The sequence below is a fragment of the Burkholderia sp. BCC0044 genome (genome assembly GCF_902832955.1).
Classification (GTDB): Bacteria; Pseudomonadota; Gammaproteobacteria; order Burkholderiales; family Burkholderiaceae; genus Burkholderia.
In genome coordinates, this window is record NZ_CADFDO010000005.1 from 327,077 (window position 1) to 351,546 (window position 24,470).

Below are 24,470 nucleotides of genomic sequence, written 5' to 3' on the forward strand. Positions count from 1 at the left end.
CTTGAGCTAACGATGCGGCAACAAGCTGGAGAAAAAACTCTTCTAGATGCCCGCCGGGTTTTTGCCGATTTTTAGTGAGAGTAAAAAATGCGACAACGCGCGCGAGCGACAATTTCGTTCATTTCGCAGATTGTTTCGTTCGGCGACTAAACAATTCGGGCGCGAACACGAAGGGGCGACGCACCGTTTCCCCGCGTTCTGCAGCACATCATTGCGTTTTACGAAACGATGCGATGACCGTCTTCAAATCATCATGTCGTCACGCCGGCGCATCGAGGTCGGCGCTGCGTGCGGGCACGAACGCGACCGCGACGATCGACAGCGCGATGCCCGCCATCACGTAATAGGTCGGCGCGAGCGGCGTGCCGGTCGCCTTGATGAGCCACGTGACGATGAACTGCCCGAAGCCGCCGAACAGCATCACCGCGACGTTGTACGCGATCGACAGCCCGGTCGAGCGCACGTTGGCCGGGAACAGCTCGGCGATCATCGCGCCGAACGGCCCATAGTAGCCCGCGAGCGTCACCGACAGCACGGCCTGCACCGCGATCAGCCGCCCGATGCTCGGCGCCGCGTCGAGCCACGCGAACAGCGGATACATCAGCGCGAGCGTCAGCACGAGCGACCACAGCGACAGCCCCTTGCGGCCGATGCGGTCCGACCACGCGCCCGCGACCGGCGACAGCACCATCAGCAGCAGGTTGCCGACGATCACCGCGTAGAACGATTCCGCATAGGGCAGCTTCAGCTGCTTCACCGCGAAAGTCGGCAGATAGCTGATCAGCACGTAGATCGTCACGGTGAGCGCGATCACCGAGCCGAGCCCGCACAGCACCTCGCGCGGGTGGCGCGTGAACACTTCGCCGAGCGTCGCGCGGCGCGCGCTTTGCTGCGCATGCAGGAATGCTTCGGAATCCGCGAGATGGCGGCGGATGTAGAAGCCGATCGGGCCGATCACGAGCCCCAGGATGAACGGCACGCGCCAGCCCCAGCTGCGCAGCGCGTCGTGCGACAGCCCGCGCGTGACGGCCGCGCCGACGAGCGCGCCGATCAGCAGCGCGCCCGCCTGGCTCGCCATCTGCCAGCTGCCGTAGAACCCGCGTTTCGAGAACGGCGCCGCCTCGATCAGCAGCGCCGTCGCGCTGCCGAATTCGCCGCCCGCGGAGAAGCCCTGCAGCAGGCGGCCGAGCACGATCAGGATCGGGCCGCCGATGCCGATCGCCGCATAGGGCGGCGCGATCGCGAGCAGGAAGATGCCGGCCGTCATCAGCAGGATCACGAGCGACAGCGCGGCCTTGCGGCCCGCGCGGTCCGCGTACAGCCCGAACACGATGCCGCCGATCGGGCGCATGAAGAACGCGACGCCGAACGTCGCGGTGGTGAGCAGCAGCGACGAGTATTCGCTGGTGGTGGGGAAGAACAGCTCGGCGATCACGACCGTCATGAAGCCGAACACCGTGAAGTCGTACCACTCGAGCGCATTGCCGATCACGGCGGCCACCACCGCACGCCGGTTCAGCGCACGCTCGGGCCGGGTCGTTTTCGTTGAACTCGCAATCGTCGCCATGCGTGCCTCGTCCTCATGAATTCGCCGTGTCGGGCGGTTCGGCGCGCGGGGTGCCGCGGCGCGCTGGTGTGCAGCGAGTGTAGAAAGCGACGGAACCGTTTTCAAGCATTGGTTGCCGCCTTCCCGACAGAAGGACACTCCCACTTCGCCCAATGCCCCTGACGTCGCAGCAGCATATGGCGCTGTCGCGGTTCGAATCAAGCGCATAAAGGGCCAGAACCGCTTTCAAGCATTGACGACGCCCTGCCCGAAGGAAGGGAAATTCCCACTTCGCCGAAGGCCACCCGACATCGTCTCAATGAGACATGGGTTTTACGCCTTCTCCATGGGCTGACACCGCCAGTCCGGCGGCCAAAATGTTACGTGCTGCGTTGATGTCGCGATCATGGGCCGTCTCGCATCCCGGACAGGTCCACACGCGCACCTTCAAAGGCATGCTGGCAACTGTATGCCCGCAGTCCGAGCATCGCTTGCTGGACGGATACCAGCGATCGATGCCGATTAACGTACGACCGTACCACTTTGCCTTGTATGTCAGTTGCCGCACGAATTCCGACCAGCCTGCGTCGCTGATCGATTTCGCGAGCCTTCGATTTCTCAGCATGTCGCGAACGGCAAGACTCTCGATGGCGATCACTTGGTTTTCGTTGATCAACCGGGCCGAAAGCTTGTGCAAGAAATCCCTACGAGAATCCGCTACCTTGGCGTACATACGAGCAACTTTGAGTTTTGCCTGTCTGCGATTGGCGGAACCCATCTGTTTCCTTGCCAACTGCCGCTGCAGCTTGGCAAGCTTGACTTCGTTCTGGCGAAGCACATTCGGAGCAGAAACCTTCTCGCCAGTCGAAAGAAAGACAAAATCTGTCAACCCGAAGTCGATGCCAACCTTGGCCGTCGACTCTGATTTCGCGGAAACCACATCATCACAAAGCATCGATACGTGGTACCGACCCGCCATGTCCTTCGATACAGTGACGGTGGTCACTTTCGCGCCTTTCGGAATCGTACGCGACCAGCGGATCGAGAGCGGTGCCACCATCTTCGCCAGCCTCAGCGAGGTGCCATTCCACCTGAAAGCACTCATGGTGTATTCGGCCGATTGCGCACCGTCCTTGCGTCGCACCTTCGGATGCTTCGCACGCTTGGCGAAAAAGTTCGAGAACGCTGTCTGCAAGTGGCGTAGCGCCTGCTGGAGCGGAACAGAACTGACGTCCTGCAGCCACTCGTGCCCAGGAGATTTCTTCAACGCGGTAAGTGCGGCCGAGGTCTCGTGATACCCGACACGCACTTGGCCCTGCTGCCATGCATCGACGCGCATCCGTAGCATGTGGTTATACACAAAGCGCGCGCACCCGAACGTCCGGGCAAGAATCGCTACTTGCTCGGGCGTCGGATAAAACCGGAATCGATAGGCGCGCTTTATGTGCATGAGCAATACCATGACATAGGCTTATGCCGGCCTCAAGCTTTTGGAGTAAGTGGTCCTCTGCCTCCCCCTTTCTCAAATTGAAAGAGGGGAGTTTCGGCAATAAAAAACGCCCGCCATCGAACGATAGCGAGCGTGTTGTGGTTTTCGCCGCATTGCGGCATCGCACGATGCCGCACGGGCCTCAACCCATCTTCGAGAAAGCGCTGCACCAGCCCTTCGCCGACACCTGCTTGCCGGGGAACGCGCCGCACGGGCCCGAAGCCGAGCCCTTCTTGCCCTGGTACAGCATGCAGGCCGCACAATCCTGGCCCGCCGCGTATTTCGGGTACTTCGTCTTGTCGACCTTCGTGGCATCGGCCTTGTAGCCGAGCGCCACCGCGGTCGGGTCCGTTTCCGGCAGCATCGGCGCATCGGCCAGCGCTTCGCGCGACAGCGCCAGCGCGGACACCGCACCAATGCTCGTGATCAGGAAACTCCGACGGGATGTTTTCATGGGGGACTCGCTCCAACGTTATCGGTTTGAAAGCCGTTCTGGCGACGGCCGTTCGACAGAATAACGCTCCAGCGAATAAATGTGCGCGCCGAAATGCCGGAGATAAGAAATTCACATGGGTCGTCGCGCGGGCCGCCCGGGTCGCACGCAACGCCGCGGGCCGCGCGTCACGCGCGCGACACCATGTCGCCGACCCGCTGCGCGAGCGCGAGCGACGCGGTGAGCCCCGGCGACTCGATGCCGAACAGGTTCACGAGCCCGCGCACGCCGTGCTGCGCGGCGCCCTGCACGATGAAGTCGGCCGGCGGCTCGCCGGGCCCCGCGAGCTTCGGCCGGATGCCCGCGTACGCCGGCTGCAGCGCGTCGTCGGGCAAGCCGGGCCAGAACGCGCGGATCGACGTGTAGAACGTGCTCGCGCGCGCCGGATCGACTTCGTAGCGCAGCGAATCGCACCATTCGACGTCGGGCCCGAAGCGCGCCTGCCCGCCGAGATCGAACGTCAGGTGCACGCCGAGCCCCGCGCGATCGGGTATCGGATAGATCAGGTGCGAGAACGGCGCACGGCCCGACAGGCTGAAATAATTGCCGCGCGCGAGATAGAGCGGCGGCACCCAGCGCGGGTCGAGGCCGCGCGTGCGGCGCGCGAGCGCCTGCGCACCGAGGCCCGCGCTATTGATCACGCAGGCGGCGTCGAGCTCGGTCGGCGCGTCGCCGCCGGTGCGCACGATGAAGCGCCCGCCGCGCAGCACGTCGATCGATTCGACCGGAGATTGCAGCGCGCACACGGCGCCGTCGCGCTCCGCATCGCCGAGCAGCGCGAGCATCAGCTGGTGGCTGTCGACGATGCCGGTCGACGGCGAGAACAGCGCCTCCACGCATTCGAGCGCGGGCTCGAGCGTCTGCGCCTCGGCGCGCGTGAGCGGCAGCAGGTCGAGCACGCCGTTTTCGGCCGCGCGCGCGGCGATCGCCTTCAACTGCTTCACCTGCGCGGCGCTCGTCGCCACGAGCAGCTTGCCGGTGCGCCGGTGCGGCACGTGATGCGTGTCGCAGAATTCGTACAGCAGATCGCGCCCGTGCACGCACGACGTCGCCTTCAGCGACCCGCGCGGATAGTAGAGCCCTGCGTGAATCACCTCGCTGTTGCGCGAACTCGTGCCCGTGCCGATCGCGTCGGCCGCGTCGAGCACGATCGTTTCACGCCCGCGCGCGGCCAGCTCGCGTGCAATCGCCAGACCGACGACACCCGCGCCGATCACGACACAATCCGTCTGCTCCATGGCTTTTCGCGCTGCTCGCGCGTCGAAGGGAGAGAGAGGAATTGTACGTCCCGGTTCGCCCGCTTGCCGAACGCGTGCGCATCGCGTCGCGACGATGCGCACGGTGGCGCAGGCAACGATGTGGCCGCAAGCGCGACGAACGCCACGCGCGCACGCCGCGGCCGTGCGCGCGTGACCGCGTCAGAAGCCGATCGGCCGGCGCTTCGCCGCGCCTTCGTCGGCGCGGATGTCGGCCGGCCCGATCGCGTCGCGGCCGTCGAGCCGCGCGGCGCCGAACGCATGCAGCAGCGCGCGGCGCATCGTGCGCGGCGGCGTCGCGGCCAGCACGTCGAGCGCATCGTCGCCGAGCGTCTCGGGGAAGCGCCGCCCCCACGCATGCGACGTGCGGATCTCGTCGTAGATCGTCTGCGCGATCCGGCGCGCGCCGGCCGCGTCGGGCGCCGCGATCTCGTACACGTTCATCCGGTTGAGCAGCGGCTCCGGAATCGCCTGCGCGTCGTTCGCGGTCGCGATCCAGATCACGTTGCCCGCGTTGATCGGCACTTCCGCGAATTCGTCGACGAACGCGCGCGCGGTGTCGTGCTCGAGCAACGCATACAGCGCGCCGAGCGGATCGTATTGCGCATCGCTGCCGGCCTTGTCGATCTCGTCGACCGCGATCACCGGGTTCGCGTAGCTGCCGTTCACGAGCGCATCGAACACCTTGCCGGGCTTCGCGTTCTTCCATTGCGACGACGCGCCCGACAGGATCCAGCCGGCCGTCAGCGAACTCATCGGCACGTAGTGGTACGCGGTGCCGAGCAATTGCGCGAGCGCCTTCGCGAAATGCGTCTTGCCGATCCCCGGCGGCCCGAGCAGCAGGATCGGCATCAGTTCGAGCCGGTCGTCCGTTTCGAGACACAGCGCGATCTGCTTGCGCACGTCGTCGAGCGGCTCGCCGAAATTCGGCAACGCTTCGCCGAGCGCGTCGAACGACGGCATCCGGTTCGGCTTCACGCAGAAGCGCAGATTCCCCGTCTTGAGCATCCGCTCGTAAGTCGAGCGCAGTGCGTCGCTCGCGCTCTCGTTCAGGTCGCTCAGCGCGGTCTCGACCTGCTCGAGGTCGTACACCGTGCTGAAGGACGCCACCGCCAGTTCCTGTTTCACCATCGCCGTCGTCATACCCACCTCGCTGCACTTGCCGTCACACACTCATCAGACCCCTTACGATTTCAGTGTAACGATCCCGCATCGCCGCGCAAGCAAGCAGCCGCGGGAGTCTGCTGCTAACAGCACCCCACGCTGCACGGCCGCGCGCCGCGGCGTATGATCGACAGTTCACGACGCTCGCGCCGGGCCCGCCGATCGCGCCCGCGCGCCGCGCGCACGCTGCCCCGCACCTCGCCTGACGCCTCGTCCCAAGGTATGCCGATGCCCGTCCCCGCTGCTTCGCCGCGCGTCGATTCCGACGCGATCCGTTCCGTCGATGCCGTCGACGCCGCGCTCAAGTCGCGCCGCGCGGTCCGCGCGTTCCTGCCGACGCCCGTGCCGCGCGACACGATCGAGGCGATCCTCGAAGCCGCGAGCCGCGCGCCGTCGGGCACCAACATCCAGCCGTGGCACGTGTACGTCGCCACGGGCGCCACGCGCGATGCGCTCGCCGCCGCGCTCACCGCGGCCTACGACGATCCCGCGCGCGATGAAAAATACGTCGCCGAATACGACTACTACCCGCGCGAATGGGTGTCGCCGTATATCGACCGGCGCCGCAAGGTCGGCTGGGACCTGTACGGGCTGTTGAACATCGGCCGCGACGAAAAAGCGCGCATGCATGCGCAGCACGCGCGCAATTTCCGCTTCTTCGATGCGCCGGTTGCCTTGTTCTTCACGCTCGACCGCGTGATGACGTTAGGGGCGTGGCTCGACTGCGGGATGTTCCTGCAAGGCGTGATGACGGCCGCCCGCGCCCGCGGCCTCGATACCTGCCCGCAGGCCGCGTTCGTGCCGTTTCACCGGATCGTCGCCGACCATCTCGCCATTCCCGCCAACGAGCAGCTCGTCTGCGGCATGTCGCTCGGCCACGCGGACCCCGACGCGATCGAGAACCGCCTCGTCACCGAGCGCGCGAGCGTCGCCGAGTTCACGCGTTTTTTCGCTTGAAAACGCATGACGCGGCCTTACCTGTCGAGCAGGACCGCATCGTGCTGCGAACCTGTCGCGGCACGTCCTGTCACATCACGACCGAAATCGATCGGGCGTAAGATGTGCGTCCGTTCCCCGCTATCCCGCGTTTCCGGAGACGTTTCATGCTGAAACACGGCCTGGCCGTCCTGCTCGCGAGCGTCGTGCTCGCCGCCCATGCGCAGAGCCCCGCGCCGGCCGTCGTCGCATGGGAAATCCAGGTGGTGCGCGACGGTCAGACGATCGACACGTTCCAGCAAAACACCACCGTCGGTCAGTCCCGCTCCGATACCCATCGCTATCCGGCGTCGGTGCCGGTGGGCTGCGGCAATGCCGCGCGCGTCGTGCCGACCGAGCGCTCGCGCTCGGTGACGGTCGCGCCGCTCGCCGTCGATGCCACCGCGAACACCGTGTCGCTCGGGCTCGACGTGCAGGAAACGCTCGACGACGAAAACGCGACGCGCGGCGATCCGTGCGTGCCCGCGTCGCCGCGGCAGATCGTCGCTAGCCACCCCGGCCTCGCGGTCGGCGGCGACGCGTGGACCGACTGGACGCTCGTCGAGCAGCATCCGCATCTCGTGTACCGCGTGCGCGCGCACGTCGCGAAGGACTGAGCACCATGTCCGCCGACGCCCTCTCCTTGCCGTTCGCCGAGCCGCACGCCGCGCCCGACGAAATCACCGCCGTCAGCTGGAACCTGCACAAGGGCCGCTCGCCGCTCGGCTTCACCGCGTGGAACGCGATGCGCGACTGGATGCAGTCGACGCACGCGGACGTGTATTTTCTGCAGGAAGCGATGGCCCGCCGCATGCCGCGCCCGATGCTCGCAGCGGGCTTCGGCGCGCCGATGGACGACACGGTCGACGACGTATGGCATTGCCAGGCCACCGAAATCGCGCAGGCGCTCGACTGGCAGATCGCGCTCGGGCCGAACGTGTTCAAGCCGTCGTGGCGGCACGGCAACGCGATCCTGTCGCCGCATCCGCTCGACCTCGGCGGCCGCTGGGACATCTCCGCGCATCGCTTCGAGCGGCGGGGGCTGCTGGTCGCGCGCGCGACGCTCGCAGGCGCACGCCCGGTCACGCTGCTGTGCGCGCACCTTGCGCTCACGCGCGCCGCACGGCTGCGCCAGATGCACTGGATCGCGCACTGGATCGTGCGCAACGCGGGCGACGGCCCGCTGATGCTCGCCGGCGATTTCAACGACTGGCGCAACGATTCGGTCGCGCTGTTCGGCGAGATCGGGCTGTCCGAGGTCGCGACGCTGCTCGGCGAATCGGGCCGCACGTTCCCCGCGTTCTCGCCGGCGCTCGCGCTCGACAAGATGTTCGTGCGCGGGCTGACGCCGCTCGAATGGCGCGCGCCGTCCGGCGAAGCCGCGTGGCTGTCGGACCACCTGCCGTACATCGCGCGCCTGCGTCTCGATCCGCAGTAACGCCGGCAGCAACGCCCGCGGCCACGCGCCGGTCGTCCGTTGGCCGATCGCGCGCGCGCCGAAGCGCGACCGCGCTGCGCGCGCTACAGTAGCGGCTTGCCCAACCCGCCACCGTCCCGCCGCCGGGCCGCGCCGCCATGACCTACCTGCCGATCCTGCTGCAAATCGCCGTCGTCTACCTCGTCGCCGCGATCACGCCCGGCCCCAATTTCTTCATGATTTCGCAACTGTCGCTCGCCGGCCGGCGCAGCCTGGGCGCTGCGTCGGCGCTCGGCGTCGGCACCGCGTCGGTCGCATGGGCGACGCTCGCGATGCTCGGCCTCGCGGCCGTGCTCCATCAGGTCGAGTGGCTGTACGAGGCGATCCGGATCGGCGGCGCCGTGTATCTGGTGTATTTCGGCATCAAGCTGCTGCGCGCGGGCGTGCGCCGCGACACGCCGCCGGCCGATGCGCCGGACGGCCCCGCGCCGCTGGCCGCGCCGCATGCGCGCGACTACCTGCGCGCGTATCGCAGCGGGCTGTTCACGTGCCTGACGAACCCGAAATCGTGCGCGTTCTGGACCAGCGTGTTCGCGGCGATGCTGCCCGCGCACGTGCCGCTGTGGTTCAACGGCGCGGTACTGGTGACGATCGGCGCGCTGTCGGCCGGCTGGTATTCGTGCGTCGCGTACCTGTTCGCGAGCCCGCGCGCGCAGCGCGGCTACCGGCGCGTGCGCCGCCCGCTCGACGCGCTGTGCGGGGTGGCGCTCGTCGGTCTCGGCGCAAAACTCGCGGCCGATCGATGAAAGCAATTAGAAAGGATGTGTTGCGCCAAATCCGCGCAGCGTCGGGGGTCAAGCCCGCGAGCAGCGTCAACAGGGTAAAATAACGAGTTCCTCAAACGTCTGTCATCGAGAAGGCGCGTGTCCGACGCGCCGGCCGGCCGATCCCCGATCAGGCCGTCGCACTCGGTTTTTGCCCATTTTTTGGGCCCGTTACACGCGTTCGCTACGCGCGTCCGTTTTCAAAGCCATGAGCAAATACGACACCGCCACCGTCCAATCCGTCCATCACTGGACCGACACGCTTTTCAGCTTCACCTGCACCCGTGAGGCGAGCCTGCGCTTCAACAACGGCGAATTCACGATGGTCGGCCTCGAAGTCGACGGCAAGCCGCTCGCGCGCGCCTACTCGATCGTCAGCCCGAACTACGAAGAGCATCTCGAATTCTTCAGCATCAAGGTGCAGGACGGCCCGCTGACGTCGCGCCTGCAACACCTGAAGGTGGGTGACACGGTGCTGATCGGCAAGAAGCCGACGGGCACACTGATCGCCGACAACCTGCTGCCGGGCAAGACGCTGTGGATGCTGTCGACGGGCACGGGCCTCGCGCCGTTCATGTCGATCATCCGCGATCCGGACATCTACGACCGCTTCGACAAGGTGGTCCTGACCCACACGTGCCGCCTGAAGGGCGAGCTCGCGTACATGGACTACATCAAGCACGACCTGCCGGGCCACGAGTACCTGGGCGACATCATCAAGGAAAAGCTCGTCTACTACCCGACGGTCACGCGCGAAGCGTTCGACAACGAGGGCCGGATCACCGACCTGATCGCGACGGGCAAGCTGTTCACGGATCTCGGCGTGCCGTCGTTCTCGCCGGAAAACGACCGCGTGATGCTGTGCGGCAGCACTGCGATGCTGAAGGACACGACCGAGCTGCTGAAGCAGGCCGGCCTCGTCGAAGGCAAGAACAGCGCGCCGGGCCACTACGTGATCGAACGCGCCTTCGTGGACTGATCCGCCCCGAAATTTGTGCCGCATCAAGAACCGGAGCAAAAGCTCCGGTTTTTTTTCGTCCGGACTTGGCGAATTCGTAACAAACTGGGACCATTCCATCTCAAATAGTTACATTTTGATACGCCGTCGGCGGGTGCTTGGGTGTCAGTGTTTTTCCTACAACACCTTCGTTCCGATTATTCACATTTACCCTTAAATGTCCGCCCGACATGACCTTTTCAGAAATTTTGAGATATTATTCGGCGCGCGTGGTTGCCGTTCGGATGAGCATGGAAGGGTCGGATGCAAGTGTTACAAGACGTAACTTTTGTTACTTCGGCATGGAGCGATTCTCCGGCGGCGACCGTCATCGAAACGGCAGCCAGCCCACGCAGCCAGCCGGTGTCTGAACCGCTTTCTGACAGCAGGGAGAGTCATGGATACGTCGCTTAACGCGCCCTTGGGCGCCCACGCCCCGTTCCCGTCGCGGCAGCGCATGCCTGGCTGCGCTGCTACCCCGCCCATGGCCGACGCCGCGTCGAAACGCGACGCGTCCGCCGCACGGATCGCGGCACTTTCCGCCCAGCTTCTCGCCGCCGACGAAGCGGCCCGCCGCCATCTGGCCGGCGAGCTGCACGACGGGCTCGGCGCCGAACTGACCGCCGCCCGCTTCGCACTCGCAAACGTTCAAACGTGGCTGCCGGCCGACGCGCCGGAAGGCTGCCTGCGCGCGCTGGCGCTGGCGCAGCAGGCGCTCGACGCCGCCACCGACGCGAATCGCCGGCTCATCGACGAGCGCGACACGCCGGCGCTGGACGCCGGCATGGTCGGCGCGCTGGCGTCGTGGATCGACACCCATGCGGCGCGCACGGGCCTGCGCACGAGCTTCGTGTGCGCGGCCGACGCACGCCTGACGCAGCTGGCCGGCGCCAGCGCGCTCGCGGTGTACCGCGTCGCGCAGGAAGCGCTGTCGAACGTCGCGAAACACGCCCGCGCGACGTCGGTCGACGTCCGGATCGTCACCGACGGCACGCATCTGTCGCTGAGTGTCGCCGACGATGGGACCGGTTTCGCCCGCAATCGCCGCAGCGGCTACGGCCTGGCCGGCATGCGCGCCCGCTGCGAGGCGTTCGGCGGCAGCTTCGAGACGGCCACGCCGGCAAGCGGCCGCGGCACGCGCGTCACCGCGCGCTTCGCGTGGGCTTCGCTGCTCGCGATGCCCGTCGCGGCACGCCGCACGTCGCTTTCGTGAGGTCGCGATGAGCCTGAACATCCTGCTCGTGGACGATCACGCGATCGTCCGGCAAGGAATCCGCCAGTTGCTGATCGACCGCGGCGTCGCGCGCGACGTGACCGAGGCCGAGAACGGCGGCGATGCGATGGCCGCCGTCGACAAGCAGGAATTCGACGTGATCCTGCTCGACATCTCGCTGCCCGACACGAACGGCATCGAGGTGCTCAAGCGCCTCAAGCGCAAGCTGACGCGCACGCCGGTGCTGATGTTCTCGATGTACCGCGAGGATCAGTACGCGGTGCGCGCGCTGAAGGCCGGCGCGTCCGGGTACCTGTCGAAGACGGTCAACGCCGCGCAGATGATCGGCGCGATCCAGCAGGTCGCGGCCGGCCGCAAGTACGTGAGCCCCGCGATGGCCGAGGCGCTCGCCGAATACGTGTCGTTCGAGAACGAACCGCTGCCGCACGAGAAGCTGTCCGATCGCGAATACCAGACGCTCTGCATGCTCGCGTCGGGCAAGCGGCTCACCGATATCGCGAACACGCTGTCGCTGTCGGTGAAGACGGTGAGCGTGTACCGGTCGCGGCTGCTCGAGAAGATGCGGCTGTCGAACAACGCGGAACTCACGTTCTACGTGATGAGCAACCGGCTCGTCGACATGGCGCCCACGGCCGGCGCCTGATCCCCGGCCAACCCGAATTCGTCCGATCCGGCGACGCGGCGAGCGACGCGCCGCGCTTGGCCGCGCCCGCTTCACGCCCGCTTCACGCCCGCATCGCGCTTGTAGCGCGCTCGTTCGGCGCGCAAACGCTTGTTTTTTCGGACGATTCCGCGACGCGCCGCTGCACCGCAACGGGTCTTGTACGCCAAATCGGCTAAAATTATCGGTTTTCACTCAGTCGGCGCGCCGTGCCTGCGCGTGCTGGCGATTCATCCGCAATGTCTCTCTTCCGCAAGAAAAACGTCGATCGCATGATCGCCGGCGCGCAAGCCGCCGGGCTCAAGAAAGCGCTCGGCGCGATCGACCTCACCTTCCTCGGCATCGGCGCGATCATCGGCACCGGCATCTTCGTGCTGACCGGCACCGGCGCCGTGCAGGCCGGCCCCGCGCTGATGCTGTCGTTCGTGATCGCCGCGATCGCGTGCGGCCTGGCCGCCTTGTCGTACGCGGAGTTCGCGTCGTCGATCCCCGTCGCCGGCTCGATCTATACGTATTCGTACGCGACGCTCGGCGAACTCGTCGCGTGGATCATCGGCTGGGACCTGATGCTCGAGTACGGCCTCGCGTCGTCGGCCGTGTCGGTCGGCTGGTCGGGCTACCTGCAGTCGCTGCTGCAGGGCTTCGGGCTCGCGCTGCCGACCGTGCTGACGGCCGCGCCCGGCGCGGTGCCGGGCGTCACCACGTGGTTCAACCTGCCCGCGTTCCTCGTGATGATCGTGATCACGACGCTGCTGTCGATCGGCATCCGCGAATCGACCCGCATCAACAACATCATGGTGTTCATCAAGGTGTCGGTCGTGCTGCTCGTGATCGCGGTCGGCCTGTTCCACGTGACGCCCGCGAACTGGAAGCCGTTCATGCCGCACGGCTGGAACGGCGTGTTCGGCGCGGCCGCCGTGATGTTCTTCGCGTTCATCGGCTTCGACGCGGTGTCGTCGGCGGCCGAGGAAGTGAAGAACCCGAAGCGCGACCTGCCGATCGGCATCATCGCGTCGCTCGCGGTGTGCGCGGTGCTGTACGTGACGGTCGCGGCGGTCGCGACCGGCATCGTGCCGTCGGCCCAGTACGCGAACATCTCGCACCCGATCTCGTACGCGCTGCAGGTCGCCGGCGAGAAGTGGGTCGCGGGCTTCATCGATCTCGGCGCGGTGCTCGGCATGCTGACCGTGATCCTCGTGATGAGCTACGGCCAGACGCGCGTGATCTTCGCGATGTCGCGCGACGGGCTGCTGCCGGCCGCGCTGTCGCGCGTGCATCCGCGTTTCGCGACGCCGTTCCTGACGACCTGGCTGGTCGGCCTGTTCTTCGGGCTGATCGCCGCGCTCGTGCCGCTCAACGTGCTCGCCGAACTGATCAACATCGGCACGCTCGCGGCGTTCTCGATGGTGTCGATCGCCGTGCTCGTGCTGCGCCGCACGCACCCGGAGCTGCCGCGCGCGTTCCGCTGCCCGGGCGTGCCCGTGGTGCCGATCCTCGCGGTCGCGGCGTGCCTGTTCCTGATGCTGAACCTGCAGCCCGTCACGTGGGCCGCGTTCGGCATCTGGCTCGTGATCGGCCTCGTGATCTACTTCCTGTACTCGCGACACCACTCGAAGCTCGCGCACGGCCACCCCGACGCGCACTGAGCGCCGTCATGGCGTGCCGCTGCGGCGCGCCATGACGAACCCCGCGCGGGGCCGGCACCGGCTCCGCACGTTTCCTCCCTCCCGCCCCCTCCGCCGACGCGCGATCACTGTCCGATCGTCGCGATGTCTTGCCCGATCCTCCGGATTTGCGTGCACCCGCCGGCGCGCCCCCTGCACGCGCGCGCCGGGCGGTTCATAATCCCGCCATCGAACGACGGCGTCGCACGGCGGACCGTCCGGCAACAGGAAAAGATGATGGAAAGCGTCGATCTCGATGTATTGAAATCCAGCGCGCGCTGGCTCGAAGAAGGGCGCCGCGTGCTGCTCGTGACGGTCGTGAAGACGTGGGGCTCGTCGCCGCGCCCCGAAGGCGCGATGCTCGCGGTGCGCGAGGACGGCCTGGTGGTCGGCTCCGTGTCCGGCGGATGCATCGAGGACGACCTGATCGCCCGCGTGCATGCGAGCGGCATCGCGGCCGATGCGCGCCCGGAGGCGCTGAAGTACGGCGTGACGGCAGAGGAAGCGCACCGCTTCGGGCTGCCGTGCGGCGGCACGATCCAGCTGGTGCTGGAACCGCTCACGCGCGACAGCGGAATCGCCGCGCTATGCGCGGAAGTCGAGGCCGGCCGCCTCGTCACGCGCACGATGACGCTCGCGACCGGCCGCGCGGCGCTGTCGCCCGCGCAGGCCACCGACGGGCTCGCGTTCGACGGCGAACGGCTCGTGACGATCCACGGGCCGCGCTACCGGATGCTCGTGATCGGCGCCGGCCAGTTGTCGCGCTATCTGTGCCAGATCGCGGCCGGGCTCGACTACCAGGTGACGGTATGCGATCCGCGCGAGGAATACACGGATGCGTGGGACGTGCCGGGCACGCGCGTCGTCCGCACGATGCCCGACGATACGGTGCTCGACATGAAGCTCGATGCGCGTTCGGCCGTGATCGCGCTCACGCACGACCCGAAGCTCGACGATCTCGCGCTGATGGAGGCGCTGAAGACGCCCGCGTTCTACGTGGGCGCGCTCGGCTCGCGGCGCAACAACGCGGCGCGGCGCGAGCGGCTGCGCGAATTCGATCTGAACGAAGCGGAACTGGCCCGGCTGCACGGGCCGGCCGGCATCTACATCGGCAGCCGGACGCCGCCGGAAATCGCGATCTCGATCCTCGCCGAGATCACCGCCGCGAAGAACAACGTGTCGCTGCCGACGATCCTGCAGGTCGAAGGCGCGAAGGCCGCGCGCGAAATCGCGGCGAACAGCGGCACGGCCTGCGGGCTCTGACCCGCGACGGCGGGCGGCTACGCTCGCCGGCCGCCGCCCGCTCCCCCGGCGCGAACGTCGATCAGCTCAGGCCGGCAGCCAGCGCGGCGGCAACCGAACCGACCACCAGCACGACGCCGACCGTGCGGCGCTTGTTCAGCTCGGTCCACAGCAGCACGCCCGTCAGCGACAGCAGGATCAGCGAGCCTGCGATCGTATCCATCAGCAGCACCCAGCCGAGATTCATCCCGACGCCGCGATGCAGGTTGTTCAGCGTCGTCAGGAACGTGTTGCCCGTGCGCTTCACCGACACGTAGCCGTTGCCGACCCAGTATTCGGCCTGCAGGTTCTGGTGCGGCCCGAACACGCCGAATTGCCAGTGCTCGGGCTGCATCACGCGCTTGTCGCCCCACGCGACGGCCTGCGCGGGCTCCTTGCGCATGCGGCCCGGCTTACCGTCGAAATGCAGCTCCTGCTGCAGCCACTTCGTCATCGCGGCGGGCGTCTTCGGCACCGGATCCGGCAGCGCGATCTGCATCTCCTCGACCTGCGGCTCGCCGGTCGAAATCTTCAGCGGCGGCGCGCGGTGGTTCAGCAGCACGCCGGTCACGCCGAACAGCAGCCCGAGCACCGCGCCCCACAGCCCGACCCAGCCGTGCACCTTGCGCAGCCACTTGATGAAGGTCGCGCGACGCGAGCGCTGGCGGCGCGCGGCCCGTTCGTCGTCGTTCAGCGGGCGGCCCGCCGGGTGCAGCACGGTGACGCCGGCGGGCATGCCCGTCTTGGGCGGGTCGATCGTTTCGGGCGCGTTCACGCGAAAGTATCCATTCGTTCAAAACGACGGGCGGCGCGCAGGGAATGCGCGCCGCCCGGGTAGCATGAAAATGAGAATGGATATCATTACACAAATCGAAAGCCGGCTCAATCCGTACGCGTACGGCGCGGCAGGTTCGACGTGTGCGCGAACGCGGAAGAAAGGCGTGCGTTGCGAGGCGATAGCGGTCGATAGGCCGAACATGACGGCAGAACGCTCGCGCAAGCGGCGGATAGCCATTCGTAAGAAGCCGGCCGACGGCAGGCCGTTCAGCGCAACGGCGGCAACGGAAAACGCGGCGCGGCGGCGTCCGGCGCGGGCTCGGTGCGGTCGAGCGCGTACAGCCACGCGAGCAGGTCGGCGACCGCCTGATAGAGCTGCGGCGGAATCCGGTCGTCGAGATCGACCTGCATCAGCAGCGACACCATCTCCGGCGCCGTGTGCACGTACAGCCCCGCATCGTGCGCGCGCGCGACGATCATCTCGGCGAGCACCCCGTAGCCCTTCGCCACCACGCGCGGCGCCGCATCGCCGCCTTTCGGGTCGTAGACGAGCGCGGCCGCGCGCTTGCGGGACGTCATGCTCATCGCAGCGCCTCGTCATCGTCGCCCGGCACCCGCGTATCGGGGCCGGCCGCGCCGCGCGCATACGCGGCGGCGGCAGCCTGGGCGGCGAACAGGTCGAAGCCGTCCGGCCCGTCGTCGACCGCGCGGATCGACAGCCCGCCCACCTTGAGCCCCGAACCTTCGAGCCGCTGCCGTAGCGCGGCTTCGTGGCGCGCGAGACGATCGGCGCCCGTCTGGTTCGCGCGCAGCCTCGCGACGAGCTGCGCGCCGTTCAGCACCAGCTCGGCGTCGACCGTGCCGAGCGACGGCAGCGTCAGCGTGAGGCGCGTGCGCCACGCGATGCCGTCGCCCGCGTCGTCGTCACTGCCGCCGCGCGGTGCGCGGTGGCCCGGCTCGTCGGGTTCGATCGTCCAGTCGAGCCGCGCGCCGGGCCACGCCTCGCCGGTCCAGCGAAACTGGTCGGTCGCGAGCGCATCGAGCTGCTGCCGAACGATCGGCACGGCGGCCGGGTGCACGGTCGCGAGCGGCTGCTGCGCCTGCGGATCGGACGATGCGGCGGCCAGCTCGGCACGCGCGGGCGTCCAGCGCGTATCGGCGTGCGCGGCCAGCGGATCGGCGGTATCGGGCGGCAACGATGCGCCCTGCCGGGCGGCCGCTGCTGCGGCCTGCGTAGGGTCGCGCGCAGGCGCGCCGCCCTGGGCCGGCGGCGGCGCGCTCGCGCGCGCGGCAGCCGGCAGCGGCGGGCGCTGGGCAAGCAGTTCGTCGAGCAAGTCGGTGGAATCGTGCGGGACGGCATCCGGGTCGGCCGGCGCGAGCGCGGTCGCCAGGCGCGCCTGCGGCTCGCGCAGCAGCGCCGCGAGCGGACGCTGGCCGGCCAGCCACTGCGCGAGATGGGATTCGTAGAAAAGGCCGCTCTCGCTCACGGCCTGCGCCAGCGCCGCACGCAGCGCCGCGACGGGCGGTGCGACCGAGGGCGCCGCCGCGGCCCGCGTCGCGGCGGCGGACGACGCTTCCGCGGAAGCCGGCGTGGCAGACTCGGCGGGACCGGACGCAGCCGGCGCGCGCGCCGGCACGGGCGTATCGGCGAGCAGCACGGCGGGGTCGGCCAGCAGCGGCAGCCGCCCGACGATCGCCGGCGTCGCATCGCCGCCCGAGCGCGAGATCGCGTCGAGCACGCGCCCGACATCGGACAGCGCGGTCTGCGTGGAAGCGGGCGGCGCGGCAGGCGGGCTGCCGGCCGGCGGCGCGGACGACGCGCCGGCGCCCGGCGTGCCGACCTGCGAGGTCGCGCCGCCGCCGACGGGCGCCGATACGGTGCCGGTCAGCAGGCTGTCGAGGCGGCTCGCCAGCAGCGCGGCCGCAACGGAGTCGATACCGGTCATGATCGGAGCCTGCTCACGTTAGGGTCTGTTGCATATGGAACGCACATGCGTTGCCACGAGAACGGCCGCTCGCGAGGCGCGCAACGCGGCGAGCGGCCGTTCTCGTGGCAACCCCATGAAAACTCATTCCGCGGGAATGCCCGAAATCGCCCGCGGGAACAGCGCGCGCCGCATGCGGCGCCGGGCCGGGCGCGTCGCGCCCGTGTCCCGGCACACGGCCCTACCCGCGCGCGCGGTACAGATCGGTCAATACCTGGGTCGAGCGCCGCGCCTCGAACAGCGCGGACAGCCGCGCGATGTCCGGGCTCGCGAGATCGCGGATCGCGGCGTCGTCGGCCAGGATGCGGCGGATCAGGTCGAGCTTGCGGCCGAGATCCGATTCGTCGAGCACGACGCCCGGATCGGCCTCCTTCAACCCGTCGACGAGCTGCATGAATTCGGCCTGCAACCCCGGCAACGCGTTCCAGTCGGCGCCGCGCGCGGCGCACAGCATCCGGCCCGACACGGCGGCGAGCGCCTCGTAGCGCGCGAAGTATTCGGCCTTGTGATTCATCGTGATGCTTCCGCTACCTGTTGCGCGGCCATCCGCGCGACTTCCGGGGCGATGCCCGTCCATGCTTCCTCGAGCGTCGCGAGCAAGCCGTCGACCTCGACCAGCATCGCGTCGCTCGCCTGCGCGTTCGCTTCCAGCAGACGCCGGCCGATATACGCATACAGCGCATGGAGGCGCTCGGCGATCTCGCCGCCCGCGTCGCGATTCAGCGACGCCTGCAGGCCGCTCTCGACGATCCGGATCGCCTTGCCGATCGCTTCGCCGCGCCCGGACACGTTGTCCTGCTGCAAATGCATGCGCGCGAGCGCGATCGCCTGCCGCGCGCCCTGGTACAGCATCGCGATCAGCCGGTGCGGGGACGCGCCCATCACCCCGGTCTCGACGCCGACACGCGCGTATGCACTGGCTCCAGCGTGTCCTGGGGAAAACATGCGCTTCTCCTTGTTATTTGTCTTGGCTAGACGGGCGCCGCCGCCGTGCGTGGCACGGCGCGGCCTTCACCGAAGTTATCGGAAGGGATTTGGAAAGCTTTAGGTGCGCGGGGGCTGCCGCCGGGCAAGCGGCGCCGGCTCGCCGGCGCTATTCGGCAGGCCCGGAGTCGCCATCGGATGGCCGTCCCCGGATGCCCGTCGCCGGATGCCCGTCGCCTCACACCGACATCTGCATGATGTCGTTGTAAGCGCTCACCAACTTGTTGCGGACCTGGAGCCCGAACTGGAAGCCGATATTGGCTTTCTGCATGTCGACCATCACGTCGTTCAGCGAGATGTTCGGCGCGCCGACCTCGAACGCCTTCGCCTCGCCGAGCGCGTGCTGCTGGTCGCCGCTGATCTTGTCGAGCGACGCCTTCATCGCGCTCGCGAACGTGCCGGCCGTCGCCGCGCCCGAGCCGGCCAGCGCCGCCGTCGGGCTCGCGACGCCGCCGGACGCCTGCGCGGCCATCGACTGCATCTGTTGCAACACCGAACCGATTCCGCTGACGTTCGCAGTCATGCTGTCCCCAGACATAGAGAAGAGACCCGGACGCACCGGGCGACCCGCCGGCGCCGCACCACGCGCACCATGCCGGATCGCGAGAAAGGATAGCAGCGCGGCGCGCGTCAAAGCCGCGAAAGTACGGGGGAAACCCCGCTCTTTTCGGTCGATCGGAGTGCGCCGCGGGTCACGATAATCGCATCGTGTCATTGTCCGCCCGCTCGTCCGAGCGAGCTCAGTCGTCCCGCTCCGGAGAAACTCGACGCATGGATTCGCAGGCCAACTCGCTGATCAACCCAGACGCCCGCGCGGGCCTCAGCCCGGCGCCCGGCGCCGCCGCGGCCGCCGCGTTGCCGGGCGCGGGCGGCGCAGGCGCGGACTTCGGGCTGGGCGGCTTCGCCGAACGCATTCCCGGCATCTCGCGGATGAAGGGCAACCCGAAGCTGCCGTTCGTGATCGCCGTCGCGTTCGCGATCGCCGCGATCACCGCGCTCGTGCTGTGGAGCCGGGCGCCCGACTACCGCGTGCTGTACAGCAACCTGTCGGACCGCGACGGCGGCGCGATCATCGCCGCGCTCCAGCAGGCAAACGTTCCCTACAAGTTCGCCGATGCCGGCGGCGCGATCCTCGTGCCGTCGGGCCAGGTGCACGAAACGCGCTTGAAGCTCGCCGCGATGGGGCTGCCGAAGGGCGGCTCGGTCGGCTTCGAGCTGATGGACAACCAGAAATTCGGCATCAGCCAGTTCGCCGAGCAGATCAACTACCAGCGCGCGCTCGAAGGCGAGCTGCAGCGCACCATCGAATCGATCAATGCCGTGCGCGGCGCGCGCGTGCATCTCGCGATCCCGAAGCCGTCGGTGTTCGTGCGCGACAAGGAAGCGCCGAGCGCGTCGGTGTTCGTCGACCTCTACCCGGGCCGCGTGCTCGACGAGGGCCAGGTGCAGGCGATCACGCGGATGGTGTCGTCCGGCGTGCCCGACATGCCGGCCAAGAACGTGACGATCGTCGACCAGGACGGCAACCTGCTGACCCAGACCGCGTCCGCGTCCGGCCTCGACGCGAGCCAGCTCAAGTACGTGCAGCAGGTCGAGCACAACACGCAGAAGCGCATCGACGCGATCCTCGCGCCGATCTTCGGCGCCGGCAACGCGCGCTCGCAGGTCAGCGCCGATCTCGATTTCTCGAAGATCGAGCAGACGTCGGAAAGCTACGGCCCGAACGGCAATCCGCAGCAATCCGCGATCCGCAGCCAGCAGACCAGCAGCGCGACCGAACTCGCGCAGGGCGGCGCATCGGGCGTGCCGGGCGCGCTGTCGAACACGCCGCCGCAGCCGGCGTCCGCGCCGATCGTCGCCGGCAACGGCCAGAACGGGCCGCAGACCACGCCGGTCAGCGACCGCAAGGACCAGACGACCAACTACGAGCTCGACAAGACGATCCGCCACACCGAGCAGCCGATGGGCAGCGTGAAGCGGCTGTCGGTCGCGGTCGTCGTCAACTACCAGCCGGTCGCCGACGCGAAGGGCCACGTGACGATGCAGCCGCTGCCGCCCGCGAAGCTCGCGCAGGTCGAACAGCTCGTGAAGGACGCGATGGGCTACGACGAGAAGCGCGGCGACTCGGTAAACGTCGTGAACAGCGCGTTCTCGACCGCGAGCGACCCGTACGCCGACCTGCCGTGGTGGCGCCAGCCCGACATGATCGCGATGGCGAAGGAAGCCGCGAAGTGGCTCGGCATCGCGGCGGCCGCGGCGGCGCTCTACTTCATGTTCGTGCGCCCGGCGATGCGCCGCGCGTTCCCGCCGCCCGAGCCGGTCGCGCCGGCGCTCGCGGCGCCGGACGACGTGGTCGCGCTCGACGGGCTGCCCGCGCCGGACAAGGCGGCCGAGGAACCCGACCCGCTGCTGCTCGGCTTCGAAAACGAGAAGAACCGCTACGAACGCAACCTCGACTACGCGCGCACGATCGCCCGCCAGGATCCGAAGATCGTCGCCACCGTCGTGAAGAACTGGGTGTCCGATGAACGCTGAAGGCTTGACCAAGAGCGCGCTGCTGCTGATGTCGATCGGCGAGGAAGAGGCCGCGCAGGTATTCAAGTTCCTCGCGCCGCGCGAGGTCCAGAAGATCGGCGTGGCGATGGCCGCGCTGAAGAACGTCACGCGCGAGCAGGTCGAGGAGGTGCTGCAGGACTTCGTGAAGGAAGCCGAGCAGCACACCGCGCTGTCGCTCGATTCGAACGAGTACATCCGCTCGGTGCTGACGAAGGCGCTCGGCGAGGACAAGGCCGGCGTGCTGATCGACCGCATCCTGCAGGGCAGCGACACGAGCGGCATCGAGGGCCTGAAATGGATGGATTCGGGCGCGGTGGCCGAACTGATCAAGAACGAGCATCCGCAGATCATCGCGACGATCCTCGTGCACCTCGACCGCGACCAGGCGTCCGAAATCGCGTCCTGCTTCACCGAACGGCTGCGTAACGACGTGCTGCTGCGGATCGCGACGCTCGACGGCATCCAGCCGGCCGCGCTGCGCGAACTCGACGACGTGCTGACGGGCCTGCTGTCCGGCAGCGACAACCTGAAGCGCAGCCCGATGGGCGGCATCCGCACCGCGGCCGAGATCCTGAACTTCATGACGAGCGTGCACGAGGAAGGCGTGCTCGAAAGCGTGCGCCAGTACGACGCCGATCTCGCGCAGAAGATCATCGACCAGATGTTCGTGTTCGAGAACCTGCTCGACCTCGAGGACCGCGCGATCCAGATGGTGCTCAAGGAAGTCGAGTCGGAAACGCTGATCGTCGCGCTGAAGGGCGCGCCGCCCGCGCTGCGCCAGAAGTTCCTCGCGAACATGTCGCAGCGCGCGGCCGAACTGCTCGCCGAGGATCTCGACGCGCGCGGCCCGGTGCGCGTGTCCGAAGTCGAGACGCAGCAGCGCCGCATCCTGCAGATCGTGCGCAACCTCGCCGAGAGCGGCCAGATCGCGATCGGCGGCAAGGCGGAAGACGCGTATGTCTGATTCGGCGAGCGATCGCGTGGGCACCCTCACCGCGTACCAGCGGTGGGAGATGGCGTCGTTCGACCCGCCGCCGCCCCCGCCGCCGCCCGACGACGCGGCGGCCGCTGCCGCCGCGCTCGCCGAGGAGTTGCAGCGCGTGCGCGACGCCGCGCACGCCGAAGGCCATGCGGCCGGCCACGTCGAAGGCCAGGCGCTCGGTTACCAGGCCGGTTTCGAGCAGGGCCGCCAACAGGGCTTCGAGGCCGGCCAGGCCGACGCCCGCGAACAGGCCGCGCAGCTCGCGGCGCTCGCCGCGTCGTTTCGCGAAGCCGTCTCGGCCATCGAACACGATCTCGCGTCCGACCTCGCGCAGCTCGCGCTCGACATCGCGCAGCAGGTCGTGCGCCAGCACGTGAAGCACGACCCGGCCGCGCTGGTCGCCGCCGTGCGCGACGTGCTCGCGGCCGAACCCGCGCTGTCCGGCGCGCCGCATCTCGCGGTGCATCCGGCCGACCTCCCCGTCGTCGAAGCGTATCTGCAGGATGACCTCGACACGCTCGGCTGGAACGTGCGCACCGACGCGTCGATCGAGCGCGGCGGCTGCCGCGCGCACGCCGCGACCGGCGAGGTCGACGCGACGCTGCCCACGCGCTGGCAGCGCGTCGCCGCCGCGATCGGCAAGGTGAGCACGTGGTGACGCGCTCGCCCGACGCACTCGCGCACGACGGCATGACGCCGCTCGAACGCGAGCTCGCGCTCGCGTCGTTCGGGCCCGAAGGCGCGCACGGCGGCGCGCCGCATCCGGCCAGCGCGCCCGCCGCCGCCCCGCGCGCGCCGCACAATCCGCACCTTGACCACTGGCGCACGCACCTGAACGGGCTCGCCGCGCGCAGCCACCGCGCACTGCCGCTGCGGCCGTGCGGGCGCCTCACGCGCGCGGCCGGCCTCGTGCTCGAGGCGATCGGGCTGCGCCTGTCGGTCGGCGCCGAATGCACGATCGAACTGCCGCCCGGCAGCACGCTGCCGCACGCGGAAGCCGAAGTCGTCGGCTTCGCCGGCGACCGCCTGTTCCTGATGCCGACCACCGATGTCGCGGGCGTGCTGCCCGGCGCACGCGTGTGGCCGCGCGAAAGCGCGCCCGTCACCGATCCGCTCGCCGGCGCGAAGCGGCTGCCGGTCGGCTGGGAGATGCTCGGGCGCGTCGTCGACGCGTCGGGCCGCCCGCTCGACGGCCTCGGCCCGCTCGCGGCGAAAGTCGATGCGCCGCTGTCGGCGCCGTCGATCAACCCGCTCGATCGCGAGCCGATCCACCACGTGCTCGACGTCGGCGTGCGCGCGATCAACGCGCTGCTCACCGTCGGCCGCGGCCAGCGGATGGGCCTGTTCGCCGGCTCCGGCGTCGGCAAGTCGGTGCTGCTCGGCACGATGGCGCGCTACACGAGCGCGGAAGTGATCGTGATCGGGCTGATCGGCGAACGCGGCCGCGAAGTGAAGGAATTCATCGAACAGATCCTCGGCGAGGACGGGCTCGCGCGCTCGGTCGTCGTCGCGGCGCCGGCCGACGTGTCGCCGCTGTTGCGGATGCAGGGCGCCGCGTACGCGACGTCGCTCGCCGAGTATTTCCGCGACCAGGGCAAGCACGTGCTGCTGCTGATGGATTCGCTGACGCGCTATGCGATGGCGCAGCGCGAGATCGCACTGGCGATCGGCGAGCCGCCTGCGACGAAAGGCTATCCGCCGTCGGTGTTCGCGAAGCTCCCCGCGCTCGTCGAGCGCACCGGCAACGGGCCCGAAGGCGGCGGCTCGATCACCGCGTTCTACACGGTGCTGACCGAAGGCGACGACCAGCAGGACCCGATCGCCGATTCGGCGCGCGCGATCCTCGACGGCCACATCGTGCTGTCGCGCGCGCTCGCCGAGGCCGGCCACTATCCCGCGATCGACATCGAGGCGTCGATCAGCCGTGCGATGACCGCGCTGATCGACGAAACGCATCTCGACCACGTGCGGCAGTTCAAGCAGATGCTGTCGCGCTACCAGCGCAATCGCGACCTGATCGCCGTCGGCGCTTACGCACCCGGGCGCGACGCGCAGCTCGACCGCGCGATCGCGCTCTACCCGCGCATCGAGGCGTTCCTGCAGCAGGGCTTTCGCGAATGCGCGCCGTTCGCATCGAGCCTCACTGCACTCGATGCGCTGTTCGACGCTTACGGAGGCTGATCCC

At 68.5% G+C, this 24,470-nt stretch carries 24 protein-coding genes; 13 read left to right on the forward strand and 11 right to left on the reverse strand.

Translation table 11 applies throughout. The annotated features are described in order from the left end of the window. Positions 1-259: 259 nt before the first annotated feature. The 5 genes from HWX14_RS29490 to HWX14_RS29510 form a co-directional block, all read right to left on the reverse strand. Positions 260-1,567 carry an MFS transporter gene (locus tag HWX14_RS29490; protein ID WP_175885832.1) on the reverse strand — a complete coding sequence of 436 codons (1,308 nt, stop codon included), beginning with the start codon at positions 1,565-1,567 and terminating at the stop codon, positions 260-262. Between the two features lie 295 nt (positions 1,568-1,862). After that, on the reverse strand, positions 1,863-3,008 hold the full coding sequence (locus HWX14_RS29495; protein ID WP_244130376.1) for a transposase: 1,146 nt from the start codon (positions 3,006-3,008) through the stop codon (positions 1,863-1,865). 169 nt (positions 3,009-3,177) lie between these two features. Continuing rightward, positions 3,178-3,489: a high-potential iron-sulfur protein gene (locus HWX14_RS29500; protein WP_006477538.1), complete on the reverse strand. Its 312-nt coding sequence runs from the start codon at positions 3,487-3,489 to the stop codon at positions 3,178-3,180. A 167-nt stretch (positions 3,490-3,656) separates the two neighbouring features. Next, positions 3,657-4,766, reverse strand: a complete 1,110-nt coding sequence (locus HWX14_RS29505; protein WP_175885833.1) for an NAD(P)/FAD-dependent oxidoreductase — start codon at positions 4,764-4,766, stop codon at positions 3,657-3,659. A 180-nt stretch (positions 4,767-4,946) separates the two neighbouring features. After that, positions 4,947-5,927 carry an AAA family ATPase gene (locus HWX14_RS29510; RefSeq protein ID WP_175885834.1) on the reverse strand — a complete coding sequence of 327 codons (981 nt, stop codon included), beginning with the start codon at positions 5,925-5,927 and terminating at the stop codon, positions 4,947-4,949. Between the two features lie 249 nt (positions 5,928-6,176). On the opposite strand from HWX14_RS29510, the gene HWX14_RS29515 reads away from it, so the two are divergent. The 9 genes from HWX14_RS29515 (at position 6,177) to HWX14_RS29555 (ending at position 14,983) form a co-directional block, all read left to right on the forward strand. Then, the gene (locus tag HWX14_RS29515) at positions 6,177-6,905 is read left to right on the forward strand and encodes a nitroreductase (RefSeq protein ID WP_175885835.1); all 729 of its coding nucleotides are present in this window, start codon (positions 6,177-6,179) and stop codon (positions 6,903-6,905) included. Positions 6,906-7,051: 146 nt separating this feature from the next. Further along, positions 7,052-7,540: a hypothetical protein gene (locus tag HWX14_RS29520; protein WP_175885836.1), complete on the forward strand. Its 489-nt coding sequence runs from the start codon at positions 7,052-7,054 to the stop codon at positions 7,538-7,540. Between the two features lie 5 nt (positions 7,541-7,545). Continuing rightward, complete coding sequence (locus tag HWX14_RS29525; protein WP_175885837.1) at positions 7,546-8,361, forward strand: endonuclease/exonuclease/phosphatase family protein; 816 nt, start codon at positions 7,546-7,548, stop codon at positions 8,359-8,361. 137 nt (positions 8,362-8,498) lie between these two features. Then, a complete protein-coding gene (locus HWX14_RS29530; RefSeq protein WP_175885838.1) occupies positions 8,499-9,146 on the forward strand; it encodes a LysE family transporter in 648 nt (215 codons plus the stop codon). 226 nt (positions 9,147-9,372) lie between these two features. Beyond that, the gene (locus HWX14_RS29535) at positions 9,373-10,143 is read left to right on the forward strand and encodes a ferredoxin--NADP reductase (RefSeq protein WP_175885839.1); all 771 of its coding nucleotides are present in this window, start codon (positions 9,373-9,375) and stop codon (positions 10,141-10,143) included. Positions 10,144-10,558: 415 nt separating this feature from the next. After that, positions 10,559-11,374 carry a quorum system sensor histidine kinase RqpS gene (rqpS, locus tag HWX14_RS29540; protein ID WP_175885840.1) on the forward strand — a complete coding sequence of 272 codons (816 nt, stop codon included), beginning with the start codon at positions 10,559-10,561 and terminating at the stop codon, positions 11,372-11,374. Between the two features lie 7 nt (positions 11,375-11,381). Then, positions 11,382-12,038 (forward strand): response regulator transcription factor RqpR, encoded by a 657-nt coding sequence (rqpR, locus tag HWX14_RS29545; RefSeq protein WP_069620979.1) that lies wholly within the window; start codon positions 11,382-11,384, stop codon positions 12,036-12,038. 257 nt (positions 12,039-12,295) lie between these two features. After that, positions 12,296-13,702 carry an amino acid permease gene (locus HWX14_RS29550; protein WP_175885841.1) on the forward strand — a complete coding sequence of 469 codons (1,407 nt, stop codon included), beginning with the start codon at positions 12,296-12,298 and terminating at the stop codon, positions 13,700-13,702. A 255-nt stretch (positions 13,703-13,957) separates the two neighbouring features. Beyond that, positions 13,958-14,983 (forward strand): XdhC family protein, encoded by a 1,026-nt coding sequence (locus HWX14_RS29555; RefSeq protein ID WP_175885842.1) that lies wholly within the window; start codon positions 13,958-13,960, stop codon positions 14,981-14,983. A gap of 61 nt (positions 14,984-15,044) precedes the next feature. Here the strand turns inward: HWX14_RS29555 and HWX14_RS29560 are convergent, their stop codons facing one another. The 6 genes from HWX14_RS29560 to fliE all read right to left on the reverse strand — a co-directional run bounded on the left by HWX14_RS29560 (position 15,045) and on the right by fliE (position 19,270). Beyond that, positions 15,045-15,776 (reverse strand): PepSY-associated TM helix domain-containing protein, encoded by a 732-nt coding sequence (locus HWX14_RS29560; protein WP_175885843.1) that lies wholly within the window; start codon positions 15,774-15,776, stop codon positions 15,045-15,047. 269 nt (positions 15,777-16,045) lie between these two features. Continuing rightward, the gene (locus tag HWX14_RS29565) at positions 16,046-16,363 is read right to left on the reverse strand and encodes an EscU/YscU/HrcU family type III secretion system export apparatus switch protein (RefSeq protein ID WP_059583955.1); all 318 of its coding nucleotides are present in this window, start codon (positions 16,361-16,363) and stop codon (positions 16,046-16,048) included. Beyond that, positions 16,360-17,724, reverse strand: coding sequence for a flagellar hook-length control protein FliK (locus tag HWX14_RS29570; RefSeq protein ID WP_175885844.1), 1,365 nt, complete (start codon positions 17,722-17,724; stop codon positions 16,360-16,362). Before HWX14_RS29570 ends, HWX14_RS29565 begins: the two co-directional genes overlap by 4 nt. Before the next feature lie 220 nt (positions 17,725-17,944). Further along, positions 17,945-18,277, reverse strand: coding sequence for a flagellar protein FliT (locus tag HWX14_RS29575; RefSeq protein ID WP_175885845.1), 333 nt, complete (start codon positions 18,275-18,277; stop codon positions 17,945-17,947). Then, a complete protein-coding gene (gene fliS / locus HWX14_RS29580; protein WP_175885846.1) occupies positions 18,274-18,708 on the reverse strand; it encodes a flagellar export chaperone FliS in 435 nt (144 codons plus the stop codon). The genes HWX14_RS29575 and fliS overlap by 4 nt, the downstream gene beginning before the upstream one ends. 217 nt (positions 18,709-18,925) lie before the next feature. Then, positions 18,926-19,270, reverse strand: coding sequence for a flagellar hook-basal body complex protein FliE (gene fliE, locus HWX14_RS29585; RefSeq protein WP_006486991.1), 345 nt, complete (start codon positions 19,268-19,270; stop codon positions 18,926-18,928). 248 nt (positions 19,271-19,518) lie between these two features. Between fliE and fliF the strand changes: the two genes are divergently transcribed. The 4 genes from fliF to fliI are packed head-to-tail and all read left to right on the forward strand — an operon-like array spanning position 19,519 to position 24,466. After that, positions 19,519-21,282 carry a flagellar basal-body MS-ring/collar protein FliF gene (fliF, locus tag HWX14_RS29590; protein WP_175885847.1) on the forward strand — a complete coding sequence of 588 codons (1,764 nt, stop codon included), beginning with the start codon at positions 19,519-19,521 and terminating at the stop codon, positions 21,280-21,282. Next, positions 21,272-22,267 (forward strand): flagellar motor switch protein FliG, encoded by a 996-nt coding sequence (gene fliG, locus HWX14_RS29595; protein WP_011546444.1) that lies wholly within the window; start codon positions 21,272-21,274, stop codon positions 22,265-22,267. The genes fliF and fliG overlap by 11 nt, the downstream gene beginning before the upstream one ends. Then, positions 22,260-22,943 carry a flagellar assembly protein FliH gene (fliH, locus tag HWX14_RS29600; protein ID WP_175885848.1) on the forward strand — a complete coding sequence of 228 codons (684 nt, stop codon included), beginning with the start codon at positions 22,260-22,262 and terminating at the stop codon, positions 22,941-22,943. The genes fliG and fliH overlap by 8 nt, the downstream gene beginning before the upstream one ends. Continuing rightward, complete coding sequence (gene fliI / locus HWX14_RS29605) at positions 22,937-24,466, forward strand: flagellar protein export ATPase FliI (protein ID WP_175885849.1); 1,530 nt, start codon at positions 22,937-22,939, stop codon at positions 24,464-24,466. The genes fliH and fliI overlap by 7 nt, the downstream gene beginning before the upstream one ends. The last annotated feature ends 4 nt before the right edge of the window (positions 24,467-24,470 follow it).

Coding starts and splice junctions, on each gene's coding strand:
- HWX14_RS29575 (WP_175885845.1), bottom strand. CDS start 18,277: ATGAATCACAAGGCCGAATACTTCGCGCGCTACGAGGCGCTCGCCGCC.
- HWX14_RS29500 (WP_006477538.1), bottom strand. CDS start 3,489: ATGAAAACATCCCGTCGGAGTTTCCTGATCACGAGCATTGGTGCGGTG.
- fliG (WP_011546444.1), top strand. CDS start 21,272: ATGAACGCTGAAGGCTTGACCAAGAGCGCGCTGCTGCTGATGTCGATC.
- HWX14_RS29510 (WP_175885834.1), bottom strand. CDS start 5,927: ATGACGACGGCGATGGTGAAACAGGAACTGGCGGTGGCGTCCTTCAGC.
- HWX14_RS29525 (WP_175885837.1), top strand. CDS start 7,546: ATGTCCGCCGACGCCCTCTCCTTGCCGTTCGCCGAGCCGCACGCCGCG.
- fliS (WP_175885846.1), bottom strand. CDS start 18,708: ATGTTTTCCCCAGGACACGCTGGAGCCAGTGCATACGCGCGTGTCGGC.
- HWX14_RS29565 (WP_059583955.1), bottom strand. CDS start 16,363: ATGAGCATGACGTCCCGCAAGCGCGCGGCCGCGCTCGTCTACGACCCG.
- rqpR (WP_069620979.1), top strand. CDS start 11,382: ATGAGCCTGAACATCCTGCTCGTGGACGATCACGCGATCGTCCGGCAA.
- fliE (WP_006486991.1), bottom strand. CDS start 19,270: ATGACTGCGAACGTCAGCGGAATCGGTTCGGTGTTGCAACAGATGCAG.
- HWX14_RS29570 (WP_175885844.1), bottom strand. CDS start 17,724: ATGACCGGTATCGACTCCGTTGCGGCCGCGCTGCTGGCGAGCCGCCTC.
- rqpS (WP_175885840.1), top strand. CDS start 10,559: ATGGATACGTCGCTTAACGCGCCCTTGGGCGCCCACGCCCCGTTCCCG.
- HWX14_RS29520 (WP_175885836.1), top strand. CDS start 7,052: ATGCTGAAACACGGCCTGGCCGTCCTGCTCGCGAGCGTCGTGCTCGCC.
- HWX14_RS29530 (WP_175885838.1), top strand. CDS start 8,499: ATGACCTACCTGCCGATCCTGCTGCAAATCGCCGTCGTCTACCTCGTC.
- HWX14_RS29495 (WP_244130376.1), bottom strand. CDS start 3,008: ATGGTATTGCTCATGCACATAAAGCGCGCCTATCGATTCCGGTTTTAT.
- HWX14_RS29555 (WP_175885842.1), top strand. CDS start 13,958: ATGGAAAGCGTCGATCTCGATGTATTGAAATCCAGCGCGCGCTGGCTC.
- fliH (WP_175885848.1), top strand. CDS start 22,260: ATGTCTGATTCGGCGAGCGATCGCGTGGGCACCCTCACCGCGTACCAG.
- HWX14_RS29535 (WP_175885839.1), top strand. CDS start 9,373: ATGAGCAAATACGACACCGCCACCGTCCAATCCGTCCATCACTGGACC.
- HWX14_RS29550 (WP_175885841.1), top strand. CDS start 12,296: ATGTCTCTCTTCCGCAAGAAAAACGTCGATCGCATGATCGCCGGCGCG.
- HWX14_RS29505 (WP_175885833.1), bottom strand. CDS start 4,766: ATGGAGCAGACGGATTGTGTCGTGATCGGCGCGGGTGTCGTCGGTCTG.
- HWX14_RS29515 (WP_175885835.1), top strand. CDS start 6,177: ATGCCCGTCCCCGCTGCTTCGCCGCGCGTCGATTCCGACGCGATCCGT.
- fliF (WP_175885847.1), top strand. CDS start 19,519: ATGGATTCGCAGGCCAACTCGCTGATCAACCCAGACGCCCGCGCGGGC.
- HWX14_RS29490 (WP_175885832.1), bottom strand. CDS start 1,567: ATGGCGACGATTGCGAGTTCAACGAAAACGACCCGGCCCGAGCGTGCG.